The following is a 20,505-nucleotide window of genomic DNA, read 5'->3' on the forward strand; positions in this document are numbered from 1 at the left end:
CGAAGACGCCGTGACCGGCCGCCGAGCGCCCGGTCACGGCGTCTTCGCGGGGAATCACTCGACGTCGGCCATGTTGCGACGGCGGACGAGGAAGAAGACCAGACCGCCGACGAGGATGACGCCGACGATGACGCCGCCGATGATGAGACCCGTGTTCGTGCCGGTGCCGCCTTCGGTCGCTCCCTCGACGGGCTCGACCGTGAGGTAGCCCCAATAGCCGGCCTGGTTCGCGATGATGCCGGTGTCCTTCGGCTGCAGAGTGAATCCCGTGAAGCGGTCCGAGCGGTACGCCTCGAGCGAGTTGGCGTACCAGGTGGCCACCTGAGCCGTGTCGGTGTAGTTGAGCGCGAGCATCTCCTGCACGATCTCCTGCCGCTTCTCCTCGTCGAGCTCTGACCGCTGCTCGGCGTAGAGTTCGTCGAACTCGGGGTTGCAGTATCCGTCCTGCGTGGTGCCGCCGGAGCCGTCCGTGGAGGTCGGCAGGTTGAAGCACGTGTTGATGCCGAGCTGATAGTCAGGGTCGGGGTTCACGGACCAGCCGCTGAAGTACAGGTCGTAGTCGCCGCTGACGGCCTTGGCGCTGATCGTGTCGGAGTCGGTCGATTCGACGGTGATCTGGATGCCGATGTCCTTCATCCACGGGACGAAGAAGTCCGAGATGGACTGCTCGTTCGAGTCTTCGGCATCGATGAGCAGCCGGAGCGCGAGCTTCTGACCGTCCTTCTCGCGGATGCCGTCGGCGCCGGGGGTCCAGCCTGCGTCGTCGAGCTTCGCCTTCGCGGCGTCGGGATCGAACGGCATGATCGCCGGGTGGTCCTCGGGGAGGTGCCATTTCGGGAACGAAGCGGGGATGAAGCTCGTCGCCAGCGTGCCCTCTCCGGCGAGCACCTTGTCGAGGAGGGTCTCGATGTCGGTGCCGAGCCGGATCGCCTGGCGGACGTTGACATCCTTCAGCGCTTCGCTGCCCGTGCCGTACGGCTCGTTCTCGCGCGTCTGCTGACCGAGGTTGATGCTGAGGGAGTGGAAGCGCCGCCCCTCGCCCGAGTGCGTCGTGACGCCTTCGACGTTCTGCAGTGCGTCGAACTGCGTCGGCGTGAGGCCCGTGACGAGGTCGACGTCACCAGCCTTGAGTGCCTGCACCTGGGCGTCCGAGTTCGTGTAGTAGACGTACTGGATGCCGTCGATCTTGGGTGCGCCGCGCCAGAACTCCTCATTCGCCTCGAGTTCGATCGACTGGTTGGCGGCATAGCTCTTCAGAAGGAACGGGCCGGAGCCGACGACGTCGGTGTCGTTCGCAAAGGTGGTCGGGTCCTCGACCTCCTCCCAGATGTGCTTCGGCACGATGGGGATCTCGGAACCCGGGTTCGGAGCCTGCGGGGTCTTCAGTTTGATGACGACCGTCTTGTCATCCGGCGCCTCGACGGTGTCGAAGTTCGAGACCAGGTTGCCGTTGGCGGTTCCCAGCGCCGGAACGGTCATCATCTGGTCGTAGGTGAACTTCACGTCGGCCGAGGTGATCGGCTCGCCGTCCGACCAGACGAGGTCGTCCTGCAGGGTGAACGTCCAGGTGCGTCCTCCGTCGCTGGCTTCCCAGCTGTCGGCAAGGCCCTTGGTGGGGGAGCCGTCCTCGGCGTCGTTCTGGACGAGCGACTCGTAGACATAGCGGATGATGTTGGTCGGTGTGAGATAGATCGAGATGAACGGGTTGAACGTGTCGACGAACCCCGAGGTCGCGATGCGAAGCGTCGTGGTGTCGGCGTCCTCGGCGGGAGCGGTGGACGCGGCTCCGACGGCCTGGGCCTGTGCGGCACCGGCCGGGCCGCCGATGAGCAGCGCGGAGGCGAGTGCGGCCGCGGTCAGGCAGCGCGCGGTTCGAGAGCGGGGGGCAGAGCGCATGAATCGAGTCCCTTCGAGCGCCGCCCGATTTCCACGGTGAAGTCGGGTCGGTGGGGTCTATGCAAGCGGAAGTCGGCCTCCAGGTCAAGACATCTGATGCGTATCGGCTCGAGAAATCTCCGTGGGTGCCGCCCACACCGTGTCGTTCCGCGGATGCTGAACAGAGATGGCAGATTGCGGACGCGGCGCGATTGCGGGGGAAACGGGCGTGACTCGCTACCGACGAGTGATCAGATCGGATGCGATCCGACACGAATGGCCGCGTCAAGCGGGCGAGGATGCGTAACGTATCCTCGCGAAACTGTCGATGCTCAGCTTTCGCCGAGTCTCAGCAGTGCGCTCAGGAGCTCGACACGCTTCATCAGCGATGACAGCAGAAAGTGCTCGTCCGTGGAGTGCGCGCCTGCCCCCTGCGGCCCGAAACCGTCGACGGTCGGGATGCCGAGGCTGCCGAGCAGGTTGGTGTCACCCGCGCCGGCGGCCGGGCGTCCCTCGATGTGCTGGCCGAGGTCGGACGCTGCGGCAGAGATGCTCCGCAGCAGCGCCTCGTCGCCGGCGGATGCCAGCCATGCGGGTCGTGAGCTGAGCACCTCTGCGTGGACGACGGCGCCGTCTCGCAGGGGAGTGAGACCCGCGAGGTCGGCGAGTACGATCCGCTCCGTCTGCGGATCCGTGAACCGCAGCCCGAGTTCAGCCTCAGCGCGCGCCGCCACGACGTTGGTTCTCGAGCCGCCGCTGACCGTGCCGGTGTTGCACAGGACGGGGCCGGGCAGGGCGTCGCTGGCCGTGATGGCTCGGACGCGGATCAGCTGATCGACGAGTTCGTCCACCGCTGAGATGCCGTTCTCCGGGTCGAGCGCTGCGTGCGCCGCGCGACCGGTCACGCTCAGGCGCACCCGCGTGCTGCCGCGACGGCCGACCTTGAACGCACCGTCCGGATGCGGCGATTCGAAGCCGAGGACCGCCGCGGCGCCCAGGGCGCTCTCGCGCAAGAGGGGTGTCGATTCCGGCGAGCCGACCTCTTCATCGCAGACGAGAACGACCCGCACTGCGCGTCGTTCCGCCACCGGCAGGGGTCGTATTCGCGTCAGCGCGAGCAGCATGACGACGATCCCGGCCTTCATGTCGAACGCCCCCGGCCCCCTCACGACGTCGCCGGAGACGGACCAGGGCACGGCGCCCGTGAGCGAACCCGTCGGCCAGACGGTATCGGTGTGGCCGACGAGCAGCCAGGGATCGCCGGCGCCGGCGATGTCGGCCACGAGGTGGATGCCGGCATCGGTCCGCGTACGCTCCACGGACGCCCCGGCGGCGGCGAAGTGCTCTGCGAGAAGATCGCTGATCCGGACGCTCGCCGCCGCGTCGTAGCTGGGTGTTTCGATGTGCACGAGCTCTCGAACCAATGCGAGCGCGTCGCTCGAGGAGGGAGCAGATCCGGGTGCGGAGCGACGGTGGTTCACAGTTACGAACCGTATCCAGCTCTTGATTGCCCCGCAAGACGCCGATAACATCACTCGCAACGTGACGATCCACCAATTTTAGGAAACGTATCGTGCCCCACTCCCTGGTGGAATCCGCCGCCGGCGTCGGATTCAGCTGCCGGCAGCTGACCGCGTACTCCGAATTCCGCGACGCTGCCGCGCTCTACACGAGGGTGTTCGAGTACACCGACCGCGACTATTCGCTCAACCCGAATCTGCTGAGTGCCCTCGCCCGCAACGGCGGCTCCGCCGTCGGTGCGTTCGCGCCGGACGGTGCACTCATCGGCTTCGCCTACGGATTCGCAGGCCGCGACGCCCGCGGCGAGGACTTCCACTATTCGCAGGCGGCCGCGGTGGATCCCGCTCATCAGGGCCGTGGTGTCGGGCATGCCCTCAAGTTCGCACAGCGCGACATCGCACGCCGCTGGGGGCAGCGATCCATGAGATGGACGTTCGATCCCCTGATCGCACGCAACGCGCACTTCAACCTCAGCTCCCTGGGAGCGGTCGGGATCGCCTTCGAACCGGACTACTACGGCCGGCCCGACACCGACCGGCTCGTGGTCTCCTGGGATCTGAGCGAGACGGCCGACCCTTACCGCGCCGTCCGGGAAGCCCGGCCGCCGGTGCTGACCCGCACCGACTGGGGAACGTCGACCGCGACGGACGCCGCGCGCTGGATCGCTCTGCCTGCCGCGGTTGCGTCGGAGGAGAGGTCCTCGGTGCGCGCGGCCGTCGGACAGGCCCTCGCCGCGTCTCTCCACGACGGCCTGGTGTTCGTGGCCGCGATGCGCGTCGATGAGGAGACTGCCGCGTACCTCGCTGTTCCCCGGGAGAGGAAGCCATGACCGACGAGACCCATCTGGATCGCGACCTGGTGTCGCCGGGAGACCGGTACGGCGAACGCATCCGCACCAACCTCTCCGCGGAGAGCATCCAGGCACGGATCATCGATGCCGAGCAGCGCTCGCTCGCCAGGACCTTCGAGGAGCTCAGCGGATCAGGCCAGGTGCCGCGGGCAGCGGCGTCCATCCTCGGGGCCAGGCGCCGGTACATCGCCGGCGAGGGCAAGGCGTCGGCATACGCTCAGCTTCTCAACGCCGATCTGTCGGCCACGCTCTCCAACGTCTTCCTCGTGGACGGCCATGCCCTGCAGCCGCTGACCGTGCTGACGGATGTGCGGGCATCCGACGTGCTCATCGTGTTCTCGCTGCGTCGCTACCGCGAGGAGACGGTTCGCCTCGGACGCCTGTTCCGCGAGGCGGGGGGTGAGCTCGTCGTCATCACCGACAGCGAGGATGCACCGCTCGCCCCGATCGCGACGACTCTGATCCGCGTCCACACCGGATCCGCAAGCTACGCGGACTCTCCGACGCCGGTGGCAGCTGTCTGCCACCTGCTGAGTACGCTGACGACCGCGAGCGCGAAGGGCGCCCGGCGCAGGCTCGCTGAACGCGACCGCCTGGTCGCTCGCCTGGGCCTGTACGCACCCGACGGGGCGAAGCGGCAGCGGAGCACCGGCGAGGACGCATGAAGATCGCCAGAGTGCGGCTGTTCGCCCTGCGCCTGCCGCTGTTGCACAGCTTTGAGACCAGTTCCCATCGCAAGTCGAGTCTCGAGCACATCCTCGTCGAGATCACCGAGGCGGACGGCCGCGTGGGCTGGGGTGAGATCGCATCGCCCAGCGAACCCTTCTACGGGGCGGAGACGACCGCCACCGCGTGGGAGGTGGCCACCGGTCATCTCGCCCCCATGCTGCTCGGGCACGAGGGCGAAGACCCACCGGAGATGGAAGCCGCATGGGGGCGGGTTCGCGGCAACGAGTTCGCGAAGGCCGGCTTCTCCAGCGCGCTCTGGGATCTGTTCGCCCGCTCTCAGGGGATCGCCCTGGCGGATGCACTCGGCGGAACCCGGGAAGAGGTGGTCGCGGGAGTCTCCCTGGGGATCGAGCCGTCGATCGATGATCTGCTCGCGCAGGTGGAGCGTCAGACGGCGGCCGGCTACCCGCGCATCAAGCTCAAGATCGCGCCGGGCTGGGACATCGAGCCGGTTCGAGCGGTTCGCTCCGCATACCCCGACCTCGAGCTGCATGTCGATGCGAACGGCGCCTACCCGGACGAGGATGCATCGGCCGCGGTGTTCCTGGCGCTGGATCGGGAGGACCTGACGATGATCGAGCAGCCCTTCGCACCGCGGGACTTCGTCGCCCACGCGAGGCTGCAGCAGCGGATCGCGACGGCGGTGTGCCTGGACGAGTCGATCGTCGACCTGGGCGACCTGCGCACGATGATCACCCTCGCGGCGGGCCGCATCCTCAACATCAAGGTATCGCGCATGGGAGGCCTGACCATCGCGCGAGCGGCGCACGACCTCGCGGCCGACGCCGGTGTCCCGGTGTGGTGCGGCGGCATGCACGAGTTCGGCATCGGGCGTGCGGCGAACGTGGCGATCTCGTCCCTGCCGAATTTCCTGCTTCCCTCCGATGTGTCCGGGTCTGACAAGTACTACGCCGATGACATCGTGGATCCGGCCGTCGTGGCAGTGGAAGGACGGGTACGTGTGCCGCGCGCGCCAGGAATCGGACACGAAGTTCTCGTCGACACGATCATCCATGACGCCTCGCGGACCTTCGACTCCGCGACGATGGGGGAGCAGGCCCGCTCGATGGCGGCGAGAGTCTGACACGCCGACGATGCAGGGAAGGCACGAGATGGACAGCGCGCGCAGGCGGATCTCCGACCCGGCGGTGATCGACGGCCACAACGACCTCGCCTGGGCGAGCCGGCTCGGGCTCGGCTACGACGTCGAGGCGCTCGCCGGGTCTGTTCCCGAGCTGCACACCGACATCCCGCGCCTCGAGGCGGGGGGAGTGGCAGGGCAGTTCTGGTCGGTGTGGGTCGATTCCGTGCTCGAGGGTGCCGAACAGGTGGTGGCGACTCTGGAGCAGATCGATTTCGTCCAGCGTCTGATCGATGCCCATCCGTCGAGGCTCGCATTCGCGCGCACCGCGGCGGACGCCCGCCGGGCGATCGCCGACGGCCGGATCGCGTCGTTCATCGGTATCGAGGGGGGAGATCAGCTCGGCGGATCGCTCGCGGTGCTCCGGCAGTTCGCACGCCTCGGAGCGCGCTACATGACACTCACCTGGTCGCACACCATCGCATGGGCGGACTCCGCCACCGGCGAGAACAGACACGGTGGCCTGAGCGACTTCGGACGCGAGGTCGTGCGCGAGATGAATCGCATCGGCGTCCTCGTCGATCTCGCCCACGTGGCGCCGACCACGATGCGTGCGGCTCTCGAGGAGACCACTCGTCCCGTGGTGGTGAGTCATTCCGGCGCGCTGGCTCTGTGCGATCATCCTCGCAACGTGCCGGACGACGTCCTCGAAGCCATCGGCGCCCAGGGCGGCGTCGTGATGGCGGCTTTCGTGCCGACCTTCCTGTCACAGGCGAGGCGCGACTGGTGGCAGGCAGGACAGGAAGGGCAACCACCGCCCGTCGGCATCGCGGATGCCGCGGATCACCTCGACCACATCCGCGACGTCGCGGGAATCGCGGCGGTGGGCATCGGCGGTGACTACGACGGCACCGACGAGATGCCTGAAGGCCTCGAAGACGTCTCGTGCTATCCCGCGCTGTTCGCCGAGCTCCGCCGCAGAGGCTGGTCCGACGACGACCTCGCCGCGACCGCGCACGGCAACATCCTGCGTGTGCTGGAAGCGTCGGATGCCGACCACATCGCCTTCCTCGACGGGCTGGCGCCGGCCCCGACCGCTGCGGCCCTCGTTCCGGCTGTCGACACGACGCAGCGGGAGCGGACGCGATGACGGCGCGCGTGCTGGTGGTGCTCAACTCCCGGTCATCGGGGCCTCGACGGCTGGCCGGCTGGCTCGAGGAGCGCGGCGTCCAGATCGTCGCCGTGACCGGCGAGGAGCAGGAGCTTCCGAGGGACTTGCAGGGGTACGACGGGCTGGTACTCCTCGGGGGCGGACTCATGCCGGACGACGACCAGCAGGCGCCGTGGTTGCCGGCCGAGCGGGCGCTCGCCGTGGAGGCCATCGCCGCCGACCTGCCCACCCTCGGGATCTGTCTCGGCGGTCAGCTCCTCGCTCATGTCGCCGGCGGCGAGGTGCGAGCGCGGACCGGTCCGGTCGAGCGCGGCGCGACCGCGATCCACCCCACGGCCGCCGGGCGAGATGACGAGGTGATACGGGCGCTCGGCGACGGTGCGCCGATGATCGAGAACCATCAGGACATGATCACCCGGCTCCCGCCCGATGCGGTTCTGCTGGCGTCGAGTGACGCCGTCGAGATTCAGGCCTTCCGGCTGGGCCGGCATGTGCGCGGCGTGCAGTTCCACCCCGAGGCGGCCGCTGCCGACCTCGCTCGCTGGGACGATGCCGCGCTTCGCGGAGAGGGTCGCTCGCTCGCCGGGATGATCGCCGCGGCGGAGGCCGTCGACACGGAGAACACCACAGCGAGCCGTCGGATGGTGGACGCCTTCGCCGACGAGGTGACCGATCGGGCGAACCGATGACGACCGACGACTTCGTCGGCATCGCGACGGCAGCGCTCGAGCGCGGAATGGACGACGGGGCGCGGCGACGGGCTCCGGGCGCGATCGCCGCGGTCTGCGAGAGGGGCGAGGTGCGCGCCGTCCTCACCCACGGCAACGCGAACCGCGGCGGACGCCGGACGACGAGGGACACGGTGTTCCGGATCGCCTCGATGTCGAAGAGCTTTCTCGGTGCCGCCGTCCTCGCGCTCCGCGATGACGGCGTCCTGGATCTGCACGCCCCCATCACGATCTACCTTCCTGACGTGGTGATGCACCACGACGGCACTCCCGTCACGGTCACCGGTGCGATGCTGCTGTCGAACCGTGCCGGCCTCGGCGAGGACAACGCCTGGGCCGATCGGAACCTCGGTGCCTCCCGTTCGGAGCTGATGGCGATGCTCGCGGACGGAATCCGGCTCACCGCCGCTCCGGGGACGACATATCAGTACTCGAACCTCGGGATATCGCTGCTCGGCCGAGCCATCGAATCCGTGACCGGGAGGGCGGTGGAGGAGGTCGTGCGGGAGCGCATCCTGGATCCGCTGGGGCTCGGCAGCACCGCCTATGTCGCGGACGGTTATCCGACACCGCTGCTCGCTCAGGGTGAGCGCACGTTCGATGACGGCGAGACCTTCATCTCCGAGCCGTTCGTCGGGTCAGGGGCGCTGGCCTGCATCGGGAGCATGTTCAGCACCGTCGATGACATCGCGGCCTGGATGTGGTTCCTCGGCTCCGCTCTGTCGGATGACCCCGTCCGGCCCGAGGTGCTCGCGCCTCGATCGCGCCGGGAGCTGCAGGAGATGCACACGCCGATTCCCCTGCACGCAGACCGATTCGGCGACAGGGATCTGCTGGCCGCCGGTTACGGGTACGGGGTCGTGATCGAGGAGGATCGCCGCTTCGGTCGGGTGATCCAGCATGCCGGTGGCCTCCCGGGGTTCTCCTCGCACATGCGCTGGCACGCCGCAACGGGCCTGGGTGCGGTCGCATTCGGCAATTCCGACGACTTCGGCGCCGGTGTCATCGCCTCAGCCGTGCTTCGTGATGTTCTCGAGGGCGTGCAGGCGCCCTCCGCCGTCGTTCGCCCGTGGACCGCGACCGTCGACGCTGCACGACACGTCGATGCCGCGTTGCGCAAGGGGAGGAGCTTCGCCGACGTATCCGGGTTCGCCGACAACGTCCTCCGTGACATTCCCGCAGAGATCCGCGATTTCCGACTGGCGGCGGTCCTCGCGGAGATCGGCGGCCTCCGCACCGAGCAGCCGACGTTCTCGGATCGCGTCTTGACGGCCGGAACCGAGGCGGATATGCGCTGGCGCATCGAGGGAGAGAGCGCCGACCTGCTCGTCGACCTGCGGATGATCGGGCTCCCGATCCCGCGGATCCAGGAACTGTCGATCGCCGCAGCGACGCGCGGTCGCCGAAGCGACACGGACGAGCCGTCGCGCCCCTCGGATCATCATCGCGTCGTCCTGCCGGACGCGCGCGGAGAGGCCGTTCACGCCACGGGCCGGTAAATCGACCCGGTCCATAAACTCGCCGTAGACTGAGATGTCACCCATCGTTCTTCCCGAGGACTCTCCATGCGCATCTCGCTTCGGCGTCGTCTCCTGCCCTTCTTCGCCGTTTCCGCCCTGGCGGCGGTCGTCCTGAGTTCCTGCGCGTCCCCCGGCGCCACGGAGGAGTCCGGCGGTGAGGTCGTCTGGGGCGTCGACGGCAGCCTGCTCTCCTCCGGGCATATGGACCCGCAGACGAGCCAGCTCGACATCTCGGCGATGGTGCAGCGGTCCGTGCTCGACTCGCTCGTCTTCCAGAAGCCAGACGGCACCTTCGCGCCGTGGCTTGCCACCGAGTGGAAAGTCTCGGATGACAGCACCGAGTACACCTTCACGCTCCGCGACGATGTGACCTTCCATGACGGCGAGCCCTTCGACGCTGAGGCCGTGAAGGCCAACTTCGATCGCATCATCGACCCCGAGACGGAGTCGGCCCAGGCGGCGAGCATGCTGGGCGGAGAGTTCTATGCCGGCACGCACGTCGTCGACGAGCACACCGTCACGGTGCGCTTCTCGCAGCCGTATGCGCCGTTCCTCCAGGCGGCGAGCACCGCCCAACTCGGTTTCTATTCGCCGAAGGCGCTGGCGGAGTCGGCGGACGAGCTGAAAGCGGGCGGACCCGGCATCACGGTGGGCACCGGTCCCTTCGAGCTGACCGAGTACACGCCCGACCAGGAGATCGTGTACACGGCGAACGATGAGTACGACTGGGCTCCCGCCGGCGCGGAGAAGCCCGGGTTCGGCACCCTGCGCGTGCAGATCCTCCCGGAGCCGTCGGTGCGAGCCGGGGTCGTGACCTCGGGCGAGGCCGACCTCGTCAGTCAGATCCCGCCGAACCTCGCCGGCACCCTCGGCGACGGCGTGACGGTGGAAACGGTCGAAGAGCCCGGGCTGCCGTATTCGCTCTATCTCAACGAGAAGCACGGGGTCTTCGCCGACGAGAAGGTACGCCAGGCATTCGCACGAGGGATCGACATCGATGCCGCCGTCGAGGAGATCTTCTTCGGAGAGTACCCGCGGGCGTGGAGCGTGCTGGGGCCGACGACGCCGGGCTACGACGAGTCGCTCGAAGGCACCTGGCCCATGGACGTCGATGCCGCGAACCGGCTGCTCGACGAGGCGGGCTGGACCCAGCGCGACGCCGACGGCATCCGCATGAAGGAGGGCCGGCGACTGTCGGCTCGCTGGATCGCCTGGACGCCCGTGCCGGACGACCGCGCGGCGCTCGCGAACGCCATCCAGTCGGATCTGAAGGCGATCGGGTTCGAGGTGCAGCTGGAGAAGCTCGAACCGGGCGCATACAACGAGCAGTACGAGCCGAAGACGTTCGACTTGACCGACTGGAGCTTCTCCGGCGTGGACGCCGATCTGCTGCGCAACCACCTGCACAGCGAAGGGTTCCAGAACGCCTCCCAGGTCTCGGACTCCGAGATCGACGCGCTGCTCGAACAGGGCGTGTCGACCACGGATGCCGCCGCGCGCGCGGACGTGTACGGCCGGCTTCAGCAGTGGAATGCGACGCACGCCGCCATCGTGCCGCTGTACGTGCCCTCCAGCATCACGGCGGTCGGCGAGCGCGTCTCCGATGTGATGTTCGACCTCTACGGTCGCCCGTTGTTCTTCGGTGTGACGGTCGAGTGATCCGGCCCCGCATCGGCGATACGATGCCGGTGTCAGGAGCGGAATGATCAGGAAGATCGTCGGGCACGCGGCATCCGTCGTCGTCGTGCTCTGGGGAGCGGCGACGCTCGCCTTCCTGGCTTTGCGCATCATCCCCGGCGATCCGGTCGACGTCATGCTCGGCCCGCAGGCGCAGGTGAGTGAGGGCGTCAAGGATGCGATCCGAGCGGAACTGGGCCTGGACCGGCCGGTGTTCGAGCAGTACGTCACCTATCTGGGTCAGCTGATCAGAGGTGACCTCGGCGAGTCGTATCAGCTCAGGATGCCGGTCGCCGAGGTGATCGGACGCCAGCTCGGCTCCACGCTGCAGCTCACGGCGCTCGCGATGCTCATCGCGGTGGTGCTCGCCCTGAGCGCGGCCCTGGTGGCGCGGGGGCCCGTCTCTCGCGGGATCGTCGCGGCGACGGAGCTGGTACTGCTCTCATCGCCCGTGTTCTGGATCGGTCTGGTGCTGCTGAGCGTCTTCGCCTTCGGCCTCGGGTGGTTCCCGGTCTCCGGCACGCGCAACCCGGCGACCATCGTGCTGCCCGCGGTCACGCTCGCGCTGCCGGTCGCGGCCCTTCTCGGGCAGGTGCTGCGCGACGGGATGGAGCATGCGCAGCGCCAACCGTTCGCGACCTCCGTCAGGGCGCGGGGCGCAGGCCACGTCCGTCTCACCGTGCATCACACGCTGCGCCACGGCGCGGCGGGCGCTCTCACCCTCACGGCGTATCTGGTCGGATCGCTCCTGGGAGGTGCGGTGCTGGTCGAGACGGTCTTCGCACGCCCCGGGCTCGGCAGGGTCACCCTCTCCGCGATCACCGATCGCGACCTGCCGGTGCTCGGCGGCATCATCCTGCTGAGTGCGTTCGCGTTCGTCGTGGTCAACATCGTCGTCGAACTGCTGCATCCGGTGATCGATCCGCGGGTGCGGGCGGAAACGGCGAGGACGCGCCCGTGAGCGCCGGTCGTCGCGTGCTGTTCGGCGCCGCCCTCCTCGTGCTGGCGATCATCGCCCTCGCGGCCGTCGCACCGGATCTGATCTCGGCTCGCGACCCGCTGCAGACCGACGTTCGCGGCGCCCTGCAGGCCCCGAGCGCAGAGCACCTGTTCGGTACCGATCAGAGCGGAAGGGACGTCTTCAGCAGGGTCGTGCACGGCACCGGCCGATCCGTCGGGATCGGGCTGCTCGCCACCGGACTCGCCCTGGTCCTCGGTCTGGCGATCGGGACAGTGGCCGGCATCGCTCCCCGCATCGTCGATGTGGCCGCCATGCGCGTGACGGATGTTCTGCTCGCCTTCCCCGAGTTCCTGGTCGCACTCATCGTCGTCGCGGTGCTCGGACCGGGTCCGCTGAACGTGGCGGTCGCGGTCACCCTCGCCGCGGCTCCCGTCTATGTGCGCCTGGGGCGCGTGCAGACCCGGACCCTCGCCGCCGCCGAACACGTGGAAGCGGCGCGAATCCTCGGCGTTGCCCCCGCGCTCGCCTTCGCCAGGCACGTGGTGCCGGGTGTTCTCGGTTCGCTGAGCGTGCTCGCCACCATCGGCATCGGGTCCAGCATCCTCGCCGCGGCCGGACTCAGCTTCCTCGGTCTCGGGCCCGCTGAGCCCGCACCGGAGTGGGGTCTGATGCTCGCCAGCGGCCGGAACTTCCTGGCGCAGGCATGGTGGATCTCGGTGTTCCCCGGCATCGCGATCACGCTCACCGTCGTGTCGGCGACCATCGTCGGCCGCACCCTGCGCGCCCGAGCGGAGGGCCGCTCATCATGAGTGCACTCGAGGTCGGCGATCTGACGATCACCATCGGCGGTACGACGCCTGTGGACTCCATCTCCTTCTCCGTCGAACCGGGGGAGTGCGTGGCGATCGTCGGGGAGTCGGGGGCTGGCAAGTCGCTCACCGCCCGGGCGCTGCTCGGACTCACGCCCTCCGGATCGACGGTGAGCGCCTCCGTCCTGACCATCGACGGGGTCGACGCTCGCGGGCTCGACGAGCGCACATGGCGGAAGCTTCGAGGAGAGCGGATCGCTCTCGTGTCGCAGGACGCGCTGGTGTCACTGGATCCGTTGCGCACCATCGGCGCCGAGGTGGCTGAACCGCTCGCGATCCATCGGCGCATGACACGGGCAGAGCGTCGCGCCCGCGTGCTCGAGATCCTGACAGCCGTCTCCCTGCCGCATCCGCAGGAGCGGGTGTCGCAGTACTCGCATCAGCTCTCAGGCGGACTGCGCCAGAGGGCACTGATCGCCTCGGCGCTCGCGGTGAACCCGTCGGTGCTGATCGCGGACGAGCCGACGACAGCGCTCGACGCCACTGTGCAGGCACGGATCCTCGATCTGCTGCGACAGATCGCGGCGAGCGGCACCGCCGTCGTGTTCATCAGCCATGACTTCGCCGCCGTCCGCCGCGTCGCGGACCGCGTGCTGGTGATGCAGGACGGGCGAGTCGTCGAATCAGGCACGGTCGGCCAGGTTCTCCACGCACCCCAGCACGAGCACACCAGGGAGCTCATCGCCGCTACGGTGCACGAGCCGCGCGTGGTCGCCGTGGCAAGGACAGAGCCGGTGGTCGAAGCGGTGGCGGCGTCGAAGTCGTTCGGGTCGACCGCAGCAGTCTCGACAGCGTCATTCACGGTGCGTCGCGGGCGCACGCTCGGGATCGTCGGCGAATCCGGCTCCGGCAAGACCACGCTCGCGCGGATGATCGTCGGGATCCAGGCTCCTGACTCCGGTGAGCTGCTCCGGCACGGTGCTCGTCCGGTGCAGCTGGTGCATCAGAACCCGCTCGGCGCGTTCGACCCGCGCTGGACGATCGGGCGTTCACTGGACGAGGCGCTCAGCGCCGGAGGAGTGCCGCGACGACAGCGCCCCGGGCGGATGGCGCGACTGCTCGCCGAGGTCGGCCTGGACCCGGTGCTCGCGGGGCGCCGCCCGTCCGCACTCTCCGGCGGCCAGCGGCAGCGCGCCGCGATCGCCCGTGCACTCGCCGCTGAGCCTGATGTGCTGGTGCTCGACGAGCCGGTGTCGGCGCTCGACCCCTCCGTGCGGGAACGGATTCTGCAGCTGCTGCGCCGCCTGCAGGAGGATCGCGGGCTGACGATGGTCTTCGTCTCGCACGACCTCGATGTCGTCCTCGCCGTCGCCGACGAGGTGCTCGTGATGCAGGACGGACGGATCGTCGAGCAGGGCGCCACGGCCGAGGTGTTCTCCTCGCCGCAGCATCCCTTCACGCGTGAGCTGCTCGCAGCGAGCGCGCGACCGGAGTGAGACGGCGTCGGTGTCAGTCCTTGATGAGGATCCCGAGACCCGCGGCGATCGTCGGTGCGAGCTGCTGCACCTGGAAGGGCGTCAGCGTCGTGCCGCGGAGGCTGTTCGCGTCGAGGAACGCCAGAGCGTCGAGGCCTCTCAGATCGACGTCGGCGGCGCGCATGCCGCGCGGATCGACCTCATCGGCCGTCGCGCTCGTGAACCGGACGCGGGTGAGTTCGGCCTGAGGCATGTCGAGAGTGCGGATGCTGCACCCGGTCACCTCGGCGTCGTCCACGCGCGCACCGCTGAGCGTCAGATAGTCGATGCGGACGTCGCGGAGGTCGAGTTCGGCGATGCGGCTGCCGCTGAGATCCAGGGTCCCGATCCTCCCTCCCGAGATGCGAAGGCGCCGGATGCTCGCGCCGCGAAGGACGAGAGAGGCCAGTCTGACGTCTGTCATCGCGACGTCGAGCAGCGTGGCGCCGGTGAGATCGACGGTTCCGGCATCCGCGGTGATCACGCACTGCTCCAGTGATGCGTACGCGAGATCCGCCTCGCCGTCGAGCACGAGACGCGCCGCCAGCAGGTCGGCGCGGCGGGACGGAACGGCCGCCGCGAGCGTGTCAGGCAGATCCGGACGCGTGACGCGCGGCGGGACCGGGGATTCGGGGGAGCGTGCCATTCCTCGAGCCTAGGATGCCGGGACCGGGCCCTGCGCGTAGACTGGGGTTACGAGCATCGATCCGGCCATCACCGGGGAGCTCTCGGAAGAACGGTCGCGAGACTCAGTAGAACCGAGCGGGGCAGGCCCGTCACAGCCGCAGTGAGAGTGGCACCGCCGTGAGGCGGGGCACGTGGGGTGGTACCGCGGTCCGCGAGGATCGTCCCTGCAGCAGCATCCGCCACGACGATCACTGCGAGACGACATGACCTACCCGCGCACCTCCTCCTTCGGCCCCGCCGCCGACTCCTCGACGAACTCGGTCGTACCGAGCCCGCGCTTTCCCGAGATCGAACGCGAAGTGCTCGACTTCTGGGAGGCCGACGGCACCTTCCGCGCCTCGATCGAGCAGCGTGACGGCGCCCCGGAATGGGTGTTCTACGACGGCCCGCCATTCGCCAACGGACTGCCGCACTACGGACACCTCCTCACCGGTTATGCCAAGGACGTCTTCCCTCGATTCCAGACCATGACCGGGCACCGGGTCGACCGGGTCTTCGGCTGGGACACGCACGGGCTCCCGGCGGAGCTCGAGGCGATGAAGCAGCTCGGCATCACGGAGAAGAGCGAGATCGAAGCCATGGGCGTCGGCACGTTCAACGCGAAGGCGCGCGACTCCGTGCTCGCCTACACCCACGAGTGGCAGGACTACGTCACCCGTCAGGCACGGTGGGTCGACTTCGAGCGTGGCTACAAGACCCTCGACCTCGGGTACATGGAGAGCGTGCTCTGGGCCTTCAAGACGCTGTACGACAAGGGGCTGGCCTACGAGGGCTATCGCGTGCTGCCCTACTGCTGGCGCGATGAGACCCCGCTGTCGGCGCACGAACTGCGCATGGACGACGACGTGTATCAGATGCGCCAGGATCCGTCGGTCACGGTGACGTTCCCGCTCGTGGGCGCCAAGGCCGAGTCGCTCGGCCTCACCGGCGTCCGCGCCCTCGCCTGGACGACGACGCCGTGGACCCTGCCGACGAACCTCGCGCTCGCCGTCGGACCGGACATCGACTACGTCGTGCTGCCTGCGGGGCCGGAGGGCGCCGCAGACGTGAAGCAGGGGCGCGCGGCCCCCGAAGCCGATCGCGTGGCGGTCGAGGCGTCCGCCCACCGGTACCTCCTCGCCCGCGACCTCGTCGGCGGCTACGCCAAGGATCTCGGCTACGAGTCGGCCGATGACGCGCTGGCGGCCGTAGACGCCACCCTCAAGGGTGCGGAGCTGCAGGACGTCGCCTACGACCGCCTGTTCGACTACTACGCGGACGCGGACACCTACGGCACGCACCACGCCTGGCGCATCCTCATCGACGACTACGTCACGACCACGGACGGCACCGGCATCGTCCACCAGGCACCCGCCTACGGTGAGGACGATCAGCGCGTCGCCGAGGCCGCCGGCATCCCGACCATCATCTCGCTGGACGACGGCGGACGCTTCCTGCCGAATGTCACGGATGTGGCCGGCGAGCTGTGGATGGATGCCAACTCCGCTCTCGTGCGCCTGATCCGCGACGACGGACGCCTCGTACGCCTGCAGAGCTACGAGCACTCGTACCCGCACTGCTGGCGCTGCCGGAATCCCCTGATCTACAAGGCGGTGTCGAGCTGGTTCATCCGCGTCACCGACATCAAGGACAGGATGCTCGCCAACAACGAGCAGATCACGTGGGTGCCGGAGAACGTCAAGGACGGGCAGTTCGGCAAGTGGCTCGAGGGCGCCCGCGACTGGTCGATCAGCCGCAACCGGTACTGGGGATCGCCCATCCCGATCTGGAAGAGCGACGACCCCGAGTACCCCCGCGTGGACGCATACGGCTCGCTGGAAGAGCTGGAGCGCGACTTCGGCACACTGCCGCGCAACGCCGAGGGCGAGGTCGACCTGCACCGCCCGTACATCGACGATCTCACCCGGCCGAACCCCGACGATCCCACCGGCCGGAGCACGATGCGGCGCATCGAGGACGTCTTCGACGTGTGGTTCGATTCCGGCTCCATGCCGTACGCGCAGGTGCACTACCCGTTCGAGAACCAGGAGTGGTTCGATGCGCACGCGCCGGCGGACTTCATCGTGGAGTACATCGGGCAGACCCGCGGCTGGTTCTACGTCATGCACGTGCTCTCGACGGCGCTGTTCGACCGTCCGGCCTTCACCGGCGTCAGCTGCCACGGCATCGTCCTCGGCAGCGACGGCTACAAGATGTCGAAGTCACTGCGCAACTACCCCGACGTCAGCGAGGTCTTCGACCGCGACGGCTCCGATGCGATGCGCTGGTTCCTGATGTCGAGCTCCGTGCTGCGCGGCGGCAACCTCGTCGTCACGGAGGAAGGCATCCGCGCCGGCGTCCGCGAGTTCCTGTTGCCGCTGTGGAGTTCGTGGTACTTCTTCGCCACGTATGCGAACGCCGCGGGCGGCGCGGACGGCGGCGGGTACGACGCGACTTGGCGAACGGACTCGACGGACGTGCTCGACCGGTACATCCTCGCCCGCACCGGTGACCTCGTCCGCGAGGTGAAGGCAGACCTCGAGGGCCTGGACTCCACGACGGCCGCCGCGCGACTGCGGGACTTCGCCGAAGTGCTGACGAACTGGTACATCCGCCGCTCCCGTGACCGGTTCTGGATGGGAGTGACCGACGATCCGCGCAGCCGCGACGCGTTCGACACGCTCTACACGGTGTTGGAGACGCTCACGCGCGTGGCGGCGCCGCTGGTGCCTCTCGTGAGCGAACGGGTGTGGCAGGGCCTCACCGGACAGCGCAGCGTCCATCTCGCCGATTGGCCGGATGCCGCCGCCTTCCCCGCGGCCGATGACATCCGTGACGCGATGGATGCCGTCCGCGAGCTGTCCAGTGTCGGCAATGCCCTCCGCAAGAAGGAGAAGCTGCGCGTGCGGCTTCCGCTGGCGCGCTTCACGGTGGTCTCGCCGCAGGCGGAAGCGCTGGCGCAGTTCGAGGAGATCCTGCGCGACGAACTGAACGTCAAGGCCGTCGAGACCGTGCCGCTGACGCCGACGACTGCTGCCGAGTACGGCATCAGTCACCGGCTGAGCGTGAACGCGAGGGCGGCGGGCCCGCGGCTCGGCAAGAACGTCCAGACGGTGATCAGGGCGGCCAAGGCCGGCGACTGGTCGGAGGTCGACGGGGCGGTCACAGCGGGCGGCGTCGCTCTGGAGCCTTCCGAGTACGAGCTCGCACTGGAGACGACGGGGCGCCCCGAAGGCGAGGCTCTGGCCATCGTGCCGTCGGGCGGCTTCGTGCTGCTCGACACGCGGACGACCCCGGAACTCGAGGCGGAGGGCCTCGCTCGCGACGCGATCCGCGTTGTGCAGGAGGCCAGGAAGAACGCCGGACTCGACGTCAGCGACCGCATCGGTCTCGCTCTCAACGTCGCGCCGCAGGATGCGGCGGCTCTGAACGCGCACGCCGAGCTGATCGCGGGGGAGACCCTGGCGATCGGCTTCGCGGTGCAGGCGACGGAGGACATGGAGATGCTCGTCGACACCGTGACCAGTCCCGGCGACGGAGTGTTCCGTTCGGGCGTCCGCGCGCTCGGCGCTGCGAAGGCACCGATCATCGTGACGATCGATGCCACCGTGGTGAGCGAAGCGGTGGCGACATCGTGAGCGAACGCCAGCGCGCCGACGCCGTCTATGAAGCGCTGCTGACCCGGGCGGGTGAGCGATGGGTGCAGCCGCGAAAAGAGCGGACCGCACGCATCCTCGCCTTCCTCGATGATCCCCAGCGCACCTACCGCGTCGTGCACATCACGGGCACGAACGGCAAGACGTCCACAGCTCGGATGATCGAAAGCCTGCTGCGCGCCCACGGTCTGCGCACAGGGCTGTTCACCAGTCCGCATCTGGAACGCTTCACCGAACGCATCGTGATCGACGGGGAACCCATCGCCGACGCCGCTGTCGCCGACGCGTGGGACGAGATCGAGCCCTTCGTCGACATCGTCGACGCCGAGCTCGAGGCGGCCGGCGATGCGGCGCTGACGTTCTTCGAACTCCTCACGGTGCTCGCCTTCGTCGCTGCCGCCGACGCGCCCGTCGACGTGCTCGTGCTCGAGGTCGGGATGGGAGGGGAGTGGGATTCGACGAACACCGCCGACGGTGACGTCGCAGTCTTCACACCGATCGACATCGACCATGCCGACCGTCTCGGCGACACGATCTCCGAGATCGCCCGCGTCAAGGCGGGGATCATCAAGGAGGGCGCGGCCGTCGTCTCGGCCGAGCAGCCGCCTGAGGCCGCGGCGGTCCTGCGCCGTGCCGCCGCCGACAGGGATGCCACGATCGCCTTCGAAGGGACGGAGTTCGGCCTCGCCGATCAGAAGCTCGCCGTCGGGGGACAGCTCCTCACCATCCGGGGCCTTGCGGGGGAGTACGTCGAGGAGTACCTGCCGCTCTATGGGGCGCACCAGGGCCACAACGCCGCCCTCGCGGTCGCCGCCGTCGAGTCGCTCATCGGCGGCGGTGCGCAGCAGATCGCCGGCGACATCGTCTCGGAGGGGCTGCAGGCGGCGACGTCGCCGGGACGCCTCCAGCTGGTCGGCATCGGCCCGACCGTGGTCGTCGATGCCGCTCACAACCCGCACGGGGCTGCCGCCCTCGCGCAGGCCCTCGACGACAGCTTCGACTTCGACGAATGGGGGATCGTGCTCGGGGTGCTCTCCGACAAGGACGCCGCCGGTATCGTCTCGCGCCTGGCCCCCGCCGCCGCGCACGTCTTCGCGACCGCTCCCGACTCCGAGCGCGCCAGCGACGCGGATGCCGTGGCCGACCTCGTCGAACGATCGGGACACCGCGTCACCGTGCACCCGACGCTCGCCGAAGCCGCCGACGCCGCCAGGGAGTGGGCATCGTCATCGGATCGCCGCGCCGTCGCCATCGCGGGATCGGTGGTGCTCGCCGGCGAGGCGATCGCGCTGTCCGAGGCCGAGGACTGGAAGTCGGGGTGGCGCGCGTGAATGCTCGTGTCCGGCCCGCGCGTTCGCCGCGGACGCTCGTTCAAAAACTCGCCCCGATCGTGCTCGGCTTCGAGGCGGTCGTGGTGCTGCTCGTCGGTCTGACCATCTTCGGCCTCAAGGCGCTGCCCGCCGGAATCGAGCAGTGGTGGGCGATCGTGGGAGCCGCGGTGGTGGCGCTCGCGTGCCTGGCCACCGCGGGCATGATCACCCGTCCGTGGGCGATCACCGTGGGATGGACGCTGCAGGTCATCATCGCGCTCTCGGCCTTCCTCCTCCCGGCTGTCGCACTGGTCGCGCTGATTTTCGGCGGCATGTGGGCGTATGCGACGATCGTGGGGGCCCGGCTGGACGCACGACGCCCCGCTGAGCCCCGCCGGCTCCACACCGAGACAGAGACTCAGACAGAGAGTGAATGA

Annotated in this window: 16 protein-coding genes; 13 read left to right on the forward strand and 3 right to left on the reverse strand. The window is 68.8% G+C overall.

Annotated features, from left to right (window positions below):
* Positions 1 to 54 precede the first annotated feature (54 nt).
* Together RIN18_RS03610 and RIN18_RS03615 are read right to left on the reverse strand one after the other, a co-directional pair.
* Complete coding sequence (locus tag RIN18_RS03610; RefSeq protein ID WP_309102582.1) at positions 55 to 1,896, reverse strand: ABC transporter substrate-binding protein; 1,842 nt, start codon at positions 1,894 to 1,896, stop codon at positions 55 to 57.
* A gap of 311 nt (positions 1,897 to 2,207) precedes the next feature.
* A complete protein-coding gene (locus tag RIN18_RS03615; RefSeq protein ID WP_309102583.1) occupies positions 2,208 to 3,284 on the reverse strand; it encodes a M20/M25/M40 family metallo-hydrolase in 1,077 nt (358 codons plus the stop codon).
* A 164-nt stretch (positions 3,285 to 3,448) separates the two neighbouring features.
* Here RIN18_RS03615 and RIN18_RS03620 point away from each other — a divergent pair, with 164 nt between their 5' ends.
* The 10 genes from RIN18_RS03620 to RIN18_RS03665 all read left to right on the forward strand — a co-directional run bounded on the left by RIN18_RS03620 (position 3,449) and on the right by RIN18_RS03665 (position 14,418).
* The gene (locus tag RIN18_RS03620) at positions 3,449 to 4,225 is read left to right on the forward strand and encodes a GNAT family N-acetyltransferase (RefSeq protein WP_309102584.1); all 777 of its coding nucleotides are present in this window, start codon (positions 3,449 to 3,451) and stop codon (positions 4,223 to 4,225) included.
* Positions 4,222 to 4,911, forward strand: a complete 690-nt coding sequence (locus tag RIN18_RS03625) for an SIS domain-containing protein (RefSeq protein ID WP_309102585.1) — start codon at positions 4,222 to 4,224, stop codon at positions 4,909 to 4,911. The genes RIN18_RS03620 and RIN18_RS03625 overlap by 4 nt, the downstream gene beginning before the upstream one ends.
* The gene (gene menC / locus RIN18_RS03630; protein WP_309102586.1) at positions 4,908 to 6,059 is read left to right on the forward strand and encodes an o-succinylbenzoate synthase; all 1,152 of its coding nucleotides are present in this window, start codon (positions 4,908 to 4,910) and stop codon (positions 6,057 to 6,059) included. The genes RIN18_RS03625 and menC overlap by 4 nt, the downstream gene beginning before the upstream one ends.
* A 28-nt stretch (positions 6,060 to 6,087) precedes the next feature.
* Positions 6,088 to 7,206 carry a dipeptidase gene (locus RIN18_RS03635; protein ID WP_309102587.1) on the forward strand — a complete coding sequence of 373 codons (1,119 nt, stop codon included), beginning with the start codon at positions 6,088 to 6,090 and terminating at the stop codon, positions 7,204 to 7,206.
* Complete coding sequence (locus RIN18_RS03640; RefSeq protein ID WP_309102588.1) at positions 7,203 to 7,916, forward strand: type 1 glutamine amidotransferase; 714 nt, start codon at positions 7,203 to 7,205, stop codon at positions 7,914 to 7,916. The genes RIN18_RS03635 and RIN18_RS03640 overlap by 4 nt, the downstream gene beginning before the upstream one ends.
* A complete protein-coding gene (locus RIN18_RS03645; RefSeq protein WP_309102589.1) occupies positions 7,913 to 9,454 on the forward strand; it encodes a serine hydrolase domain-containing protein in 1,542 nt (513 codons plus the stop codon). Before RIN18_RS03640 ends, RIN18_RS03645 begins: the two co-directional genes overlap by 4 nt.
* A 66-nt stretch (positions 9,455 to 9,520) precedes the next feature.
* A complete protein-coding gene (locus tag RIN18_RS03650; RefSeq protein WP_309102590.1) occupies positions 9,521 to 11,134 on the forward strand; it encodes an ABC transporter substrate-binding protein in 1,614 nt (537 codons plus the stop codon).
* 43 nt (positions 11,135 to 11,177) lie between these two features.
* On the forward strand, positions 11,178 to 12,113 hold the full coding sequence (locus RIN18_RS03655; RefSeq protein ID WP_309102591.1) for an ABC transporter permease: 936 nt from the start codon (positions 11,178 to 11,180) through the stop codon (positions 12,111 to 12,113).
* Positions 12,110 to 12,922 carry an ABC transporter permease gene (locus RIN18_RS03660; RefSeq protein ID WP_309102592.1) on the forward strand — a complete coding sequence of 271 codons (813 nt, stop codon included), beginning with the start codon at positions 12,110 to 12,112 and terminating at the stop codon, positions 12,920 to 12,922. Before RIN18_RS03655 ends, RIN18_RS03660 begins: the two co-directional genes overlap by 4 nt.
* The gene (locus RIN18_RS03665; RefSeq protein WP_309102593.1) at positions 12,919 to 14,418 is read left to right on the forward strand and encodes an ABC transporter ATP-binding protein; all 1,500 of its coding nucleotides are present in this window, start codon (positions 12,919 to 12,921) and stop codon (positions 14,416 to 14,418) included. Before RIN18_RS03660 ends, RIN18_RS03665 begins: the two co-directional genes overlap by 4 nt.
* 13 nt (positions 14,419 to 14,431) lie before the next feature.
* On the opposite strand, the gene RIN18_RS03670 is transcribed toward RIN18_RS03665, so the two are convergent.
* Positions 14,432 to 15,082, reverse strand: a complete 651-nt coding sequence (locus tag RIN18_RS03670) for a pentapeptide repeat-containing protein (protein ID WP_309102594.1) — start codon at positions 15,080 to 15,082, stop codon at positions 14,432 to 14,434.
* A 244-nt stretch (positions 15,083 to 15,326) separates the two neighbouring features.
* Here RIN18_RS03670 and ileS point away from each other — a divergent pair, with 244 nt between their 5' ends.
* From ileS to RIN18_RS03685, 3 genes are read left to right on the forward strand one after another with little or no spacing between them, the layout of a single operon-like run.
* Entirely contained in the window at positions 15,327 to 18,740 is a 3,414-nt protein-coding gene (gene ileS / locus RIN18_RS03675) for an isoleucine--tRNA ligase (RefSeq protein WP_309102595.1), read from the forward strand.
* Positions 18,737 to 20,089 (forward strand): folylpolyglutamate synthase/dihydrofolate synthase family protein, encoded by a 1,353-nt coding sequence (locus tag RIN18_RS03680; RefSeq protein WP_309102596.1) that lies wholly within the window; start codon positions 18,737 to 18,739, stop codon positions 20,087 to 20,089. The genes ileS and RIN18_RS03680 overlap by 4 nt, the downstream gene beginning before the upstream one ends.
* Complete coding sequence (locus tag RIN18_RS03685) at positions 20,086 to 20,505, forward strand: DUF4233 domain-containing protein (protein WP_309102597.1); 420 nt, start codon at positions 20,086 to 20,088, stop codon at positions 20,503 to 20,505. The genes RIN18_RS03680 and RIN18_RS03685 overlap by 4 nt, the downstream gene beginning before the upstream one ends.

It is taken from the genome of Microbacterium sp., from assembly GCF_031179285.1.
Classification (GTDB): Bacteria; Actinomycetota; Actinomycetes; order Actinomycetales; family Microbacteriaceae; genus Microbacterium.

Excerpts from the sequence above, each read along its gene's own strand:
- RIN18_RS03655 (WP_309102591.1), top strand. The coding sequence starts at position 11,178 with ATGATCAGGAAGATCGTCGGGCACGCGGCATCCGTCGTCGTCGTGCTC.
- RIN18_RS03625 (WP_309102585.1), top strand. The coding sequence starts at position 4,222 with ATGACCGACGAGACCCATCTGGATCGCGACCTGGTGTCGCCGGGAGAC.
- RIN18_RS03635 (WP_309102587.1), top strand. The coding sequence starts at position 6,088 with ATGGACAGCGCGCGCAGGCGGATCTCCGACCCGGCGGTGATCGACGGC.
- ileS (WP_309102595.1), top strand. The coding sequence starts at position 15,327 with ATGACCTACCCGCGCACCTCCTCCTTCGGCCCCGCCGCCGACTCCTCG.
- RIN18_RS03645 (WP_309102589.1), top strand. The coding sequence starts at position 7,913 with ATGACGACCGACGACTTCGTCGGCATCGCGACGGCAGCGCTCGAGCGC.
- menC (WP_309102586.1), top strand. The coding sequence starts at position 4,908 with ATGAAGATCGCCAGAGTGCGGCTGTTCGCCCTGCGCCTGCCGCTGTTG.
- RIN18_RS03665 (WP_309102593.1), top strand. The coding sequence starts at position 12,919 with ATGAGTGCACTCGAGGTCGGCGATCTGACGATCACCATCGGCGGTACG.
- RIN18_RS03610 (WP_309102582.1), bottom strand. The coding sequence starts at position 1,896 with ATGCGCTCTGCCCCCCGCTCTCGAACCGCGCGCTGCCTGACCGCGGCC.
- RIN18_RS03640 (WP_309102588.1), top strand. The coding sequence starts at position 7,203 with ATGACGGCGCGCGTGCTGGTGGTGCTCAACTCCCGGTCATCGGGGCCT.
- RIN18_RS03670 (WP_309102594.1), bottom strand. The coding sequence starts at position 15,082 with ATGGCACGCTCCCCCGAATCCCCGGTCCCGCCGCGCGTCACGCGTCCG.
- RIN18_RS03650 (WP_309102590.1), top strand. The coding sequence starts at position 9,521 with ATGCGCATCTCGCTTCGGCGTCGTCTCCTGCCCTTCTTCGCCGTTTCC.